Annotated in this window: 3 protein-coding genes; 2 read left to right on the top strand and 1 reads right to left on the bottom strand. The window is 46.3% G+C overall.

Annotated elements, in window-relative coordinates; genetic code table 11:
- Positions 1–175 precede the first annotated feature (175 nt).
- Positions 176–877: an SIMPL domain-containing protein gene (locus JX312_RS12350; RefSeq protein ID WP_204458192.1), complete on the bottom strand. Its 702-nt coding sequence runs from the start codon at positions 875–877 to the stop codon at positions 176–178.
- A gap of 195 nt (positions 878–1,072) precedes the next feature.
- Here JX312_RS12350 and pheS point away from each other — a divergent pair, with 195 nt between their 5' ends.
- Together pheS and nth are read left to right on the top strand one after the other, a co-directional pair.
- Positions 1,073–2,098: a phenylalanine--tRNA ligase subunit alpha gene (gene pheS, locus JX312_RS12345; protein ID WP_123405209.1), complete on the top strand. Its 1,026-nt coding sequence runs from the start codon at positions 1,073–1,075 to the stop codon at positions 2,096–2,098.
- 43 nt (positions 2,099–2,141) lie between these two features.
- A partial coding sequence (nth, locus tag JX312_RS12340; protein ID WP_370541508.1) for an endonuclease III occupies positions 2,142–2,399 on the top strand: 258 nt, incomplete at its 3' end.

Genomic DNA, 2,399 nt, shown 5'->3' with positions numbered 1-2,399 from the left:
TTGCAGTGAGTTTTTCATGGTATTAGATTTTAAGGTTAACGTAAGATTGGTTGTCGGGACGACAATCAATTTTTTTTTGCTTCATATTTTGTTCGAAAAGAGGCTCCGCCGGAGCCTCTTTTCAAACAAAATATTTTAAGGAATGCTTTTTAAAACAGTTATTCGCAGGGTGTTGTCAGTCTTTGAGGTAATACTGGANTGAAGAGACTACGCGTACGCGCTTGATATAGGGGGTATACTGGTCGCGGTCTTCAATCGAGAACTGTCCCTGTGATGCGGTCTTTATCTTTCCGAGTCTGCTTTCCGAGTCTTCCGCAAATTTATTTGCAGCCTCACGTGCATTCTTCGTTGCTTCTGCAATCATTTCAGGCTTTACTTTATTGAGATCGGTAAACTCATAGAGAGTCTGATAATTGTAGTCGCCCGCAACCACGGCGATGCCCTGTTGCATCAGCTGGGTCTGTTTCTCCATCAGTTCGTTTATCTTTTTGACCTGAGAGGAAGTCACCACCACGACTGTTGTGACGATGTAGCGGTATGGCACAGTCTGGTTGCCATATCTGTCTGCCTGGAGGTCGTTGACCTGCGGGGCATTGACGGAAAACTCGCTTTCCGGAATACCGTTTGATTTCAGAAATGAAGTGATTGCGTTGTTTGTAGATTCGATTTGACTGTAAAGCACAGTGAGGTCATTTCCCATTGCCTTCGAGACAATAGGCCACGTAACCTTATTGGCTTCAAATTCTCGTTCGCAGAGACCACGGACGGTCACAACCCGCTGGTTGGATGATATTCCGCCAAGTCCGTTACGGATGAAAATACCGAGAAGTGTAATGCCGACGGCGATTAAAAGCGCGGGCAATACTTTGGACACTATGGGGCATCCGTTCTGTGAATTNCAAGTTTTTTCTTTGTCCATATTTCTTAATTTTATAATTAGGTGTTGCAAATATAACAACTTGGAGTGTTAATTATCGAAAATTCGATAAAAATTTGTAAATTTGCAAATGGAATATGCAATATTTCGCTTGCGGGAGTTGCAATTAAGCTGTAAAAAAACAAACGACATATTATGCTTGAAAAGATAAACGCCATAAAGGAAGAAATCAACGCGGCTGTAGCCACCAATCTTCAGGAGGTTGAGGAACTGCGTATAAAATATCTGAGCAAAAAAGGGAGTATCTCCCAGCTGATGGTGGATTTTCGCACAGTGCCAGCAGAGATGAAGCGCGAACTTGGTCAGAAAATCAATGAACTCAAGAATTACGCCACTGAAAAAATCGCATCTCTGAAAGAGGGGTTCGCCACTGCCGCCGATTCCGATGCCGAAGCCATCGATCTTACCCGCACGGCGACACCCTATGAACTTGGCACACGTCATCCGCTTTCGCTTGTCAAGAATGAAATGCTGAGGATATTCGCCGGAATGGGTTTCACAATCGCCGAGGGTCCGGAGATTGAGGATGACTGGCATGTGTTCGAGTCGCTTAATTTCCCGCCAGACCATCCGGCGCGCGACATGCAGGACACATTCTTCATTTCTCGCGATCCGAAGGATATCCTTTTGCGCACACATACCTCTTCCGTCCAGACCCGCGTGATGGAGAAAACGCAGCCGCCGATCCGCATCGTCTGTCCGGGTCGCGTATACCGCAACGAGGCGATTTCAGCTCGTGCCCATTGTTTCTTCCATCAGGTAGAGGGACTTTATATCGACAAGAATGTCTCTTTTGCTGATCTTAAGCAGGTGCTTCTCGGTTTCGCACGCCAGATGTTCGGTCCGGAAACCAAGATCCGTCTGCGTCCGTCATATTTCCCTTTCACCGAGCCGTCGGCTGAAATGGATATATCCTGCGATATCTGCGGCGGCAAAGGGTGCGCCTTCTGCAAAGGTACCGGCTGGGTAGAGATTCTCGGTTGCGGCATGGTCGATCCCAATGTCCTTGATGCTTGCGGAATAGATTCTAAAGTATATTCAGGCTACGCGTTCGGTATGGGTATAGAGCGTATCACCAACCTCAAATACAAGGTCAAGGATCTCCGCATGTTCAGCGAGAATGATGTGCGATTCCTTCGCGAATTTGAATCGGCAAGATAAGGGAGTGTCGGGTTTAATGATAGTTACCTTGCTTTAACCAAAAATGACAATAAGGCAAAGATATGAAGGCATAATTTCCATTTTCAAGGAGATTATGCCCGAACCTAAAACGGAGTTGCACTATGACACTCCGTTTCATCTTTTATTGGCGGTGATACTGTCGGCGCAATGCACCGACAAGCGTATAAATATGGTGACTCCCGCCTTGTTCGAGCGCTTTCCCGATCCGGAATCCCTCGCTGCCGCCAATGAAGATGAAGTGTTTGAATATATAAAGAGTGTGACGTTCCCCAACAATAAG

Origin of the sequence: Barnesiella sp. CU968, from assembly GCF_905219685.1 — a bacterium.
Lineage (GTDB): Bacteria > Bacteroidota > Bacteroidia > Bacteroidales > Muribaculaceae > Lepagella > Lepagella muris_A.
The sequence above is the reverse complement of the archived record's forward strand: the minus strand, read 5'-3'. Positions and strand labels throughout refer to the sequence as shown.

Coding starts and splice junctions, on each gene's coding strand:
- pheS (WP_123405209.1), top strand. CDS start 1,073: ATGCTTGAAAAGATAAACGCCATAAAGGAAGAAATCAACGCGGCTGTA.